The organism is Mesorhizobium sp. M7A.F.Ca.AU.002.02.1.1 (genome assembly GCF_003998535.1).
Classification (GTDB): domain Bacteria; phylum Pseudomonadota; class Alphaproteobacteria; order Rhizobiales; family Rhizobiaceae; genus Mesorhizobium; species Mesorhizobium ciceri.
The window spans coordinates 1-2,247 of the sequence record NZ_RZPB01000877.1 but is presented as its reverse complement, the minus strand read 5'-3'; the positions used below and the strand labels follow the sequence as shown (position 1 = coordinate 2,247).

At 63.6% G+C, this 2,247-nt stretch carries 2 protein-coding genes and 2 pseudogenes; all 4 read right to left on the bottom strand.

The window, feature by feature from the left end:
* Positions 1–136: pseudogene (locus EN879_RS40300) on the bottom strand (conjugal transfer protein TraI); the annotation flags it as partial.
* Complete coding sequence (gene trbG / locus EN879_RS32720) at positions 133–1,200, bottom strand: P-type conjugative transfer protein TrbG (RefSeq protein WP_063170709.1); 1,068 nt, start codon at positions 1,198–1,200, stop codon at positions 133–135. The gene trbG and the pseudogene EN879_RS40300, both read right to left, overlap by 4 nt.
* A complete protein-coding gene (gene trbF / locus EN879_RS32715) occupies positions 1,197–1,883 on the bottom strand; it encodes a conjugal transfer protein TrbF (RefSeq protein WP_063170710.1) in 687 nt (228 codons plus the stop codon). The genes trbG and trbF overlap by 4 nt, the downstream gene beginning before the upstream one ends.
* Positions 1,880–2,247, bottom strand: a pseudogene (locus tag EN879_RS39545) (P-type conjugative transfer protein TrbL); the annotation flags it as partial. The gene trbF and the pseudogene EN879_RS39545, both read right to left, overlap by 4 nt.

The following is a 2,247-nucleotide window of genomic DNA, read 5'->3' as shown; positions in this document are numbered from 1 at the left end:
CAAGGACCGCGAGGCTGGCAACACCTCCCAAGCCGATGAGCACCTTGCGCGAAAGCCGCGCCACCTTGGCAGGTTCGGGCCGCAGACGCAGTTCAGCGCGGATGTCCCGGTTCAAGCCATTCGTTGGGTCGCTCATCTGAACAATCCTGCGCTATGCCGGGGCCGGCTCCCATCGGTGCGCACGATGCGGACGCGCCTCTCGCTCGTCTTGCCGCCGAGTCTTAGTTCGGCAGCGGCAAAGAGGCGGTCGACGACGTAGTAATTCTGCCGGGCGCGGTAGTTGACCAGCTCGGAGCCCCCTGACGGGCCGATGACGAAGAGCGGCGGCATCTCGCCCTGGCCAATGCCAGACGGAAACTCGATGTAGACCTTCGCGCCATCGTCGAAGGCGCGCAGCGGCCTCCAGGGTGCGGCGTCACCCTCGATGCGATAGCGGAAATTGAGTTTCTGGATGTCGACGCCGGCAGCGACTGGCTGTGCTGCGGACGCCTGTGCGTTCTGGCGCCGCAGCGCGATCAACTCATCCTGCGGATACTGCCATGATACCGAGGCCATATAGGTCTTTTCGGTCGATCGCAGCTCGAGATGATAGGTGCGACGGTCGCTGTTGATGACAAGGTTGGTCTGGAGGTCGGGGCGCGTCGGCTTGATGAGAATATGGACCTGTTGCCGTTCCCCTGCCCCACTCTGGGTATCGCCAATGATCCAGCGCACGGTGTCGCCGGCGGCAACGGGGCCCGAGCCGACCAGCTGCTCTCCCGGCTGCAGGGCGATGTCGGTGACCTGTCCGGGTGCGGCATAGATCTGATAGAGCGCGCCTTCGCTCCAGGGATAGAGCTGGATGGCGTTGATAAAGCCGTTGCGGACGGGCTGCATTCGTGCCGCCTCATTGGCCTGACTGATCCGCTGTTTAGGGTCGGTCAGTTCTGCCTTCGCCTTTCCGGTGTCGACTGGTTTCAACTGGCCGGGAAGCGGAAGAGGTTTCGGCAGTTCCACCACCTTAATCGGACCAGGTGGATCGATCTTCTTCACGGCAGGCATAGCAGCATCGTCATATTGGACCTCCGGCGGAATGTATTTTTTGGAGGCGCAGCCGGCGAGCGCCGTCGCAGATAGCAATGCCACGGCCAGAAGATGGGCCTTTGGGATGTTGCGGGCAGTCTGCCTCGTCGTATCGCGGGTTCGTGCCGCACCCATCATGAAAGCTCCTTCGACCAGTTGATGGCATTGATGTAGACGCCGAGTGGATTGGCCTTCAGCCGGTCGGCATCGCGGGGTGGCTGGATGATGATTGTGAGGATGGCAGTCCAACGCTCGGTGCTGGTCAGACTGCCGTTCTCATAGCGGCGTTCGATCCAGGCGACGCGGAACGAATCCTGCGAGGCGCGGATGACGCTGGAGACCTCGATTGCGATCTGGACTTTGCCGACCTTGGCGAAGGGATCGTTCACCCGGGCGTAATCGTTGAGAGATACAGCGCCGCGGTCGGTGGTGTAGTCATAGGCGCGCAACCAGTTCTGGCGGACAATGACCGGATCGTCCGGCACGCTTCTAATCTGCTCGATGAACCGAGCGAGATGCCATGCGATCTGCGGATCGGTCGGCCGATAGTCGGCAACAGCTGGAGCGACCGCCTGGGCCTCGCCAAGTTTATCGACCTGAACGATCCAGGGAACCACGGTTCCGCGTGTGGATTGCCAGACCAGTGCTGCGGCGAAACCAGCCGCCAGGACGAGCGAGCCGAAGGCCATCACCCGCCAGTTCTTCGCCTGCACACGAGCCGAGCCTATGCGCTCGTCCCAGACCTGTGCTGCACGCTGGTAGGGCGTCTCGGGCAGCGGTGTTTTTCCGTAACGAACGGAAGGTCGTCTGAAGAGGTTCATCGGCGCTCGTCCTGACTGAGGGAAACATTCATCGAGCCGCCGCCGTGATCGCCCGATCGGACCGAATGTGCGGCCGTGCTGGCGCCATGGCTCATGGCCTGGCCGCGCTTCATGCGGGTGGCCCATTCCGGCGGGGATCCCGCACTGGCTTCGCCGCCTGAAGTTCGCCCTGAAGCAGCTCCCGATGGCTGCTCTCCACCGGTCGCACTCCATGCGGCCGAGCGGCCAGCCTGCTGGCTGGAAGACAGGGCCGAAGCCGCGCGCGACGTTGCCTGTCTCACCGGCTGGGCAGCAGCGCCAACGCCGGCCCTGGCGACCCCAGCAAGACCGGCGGCGATCGAGCCCGCGCCGCTCTGTCCGGACG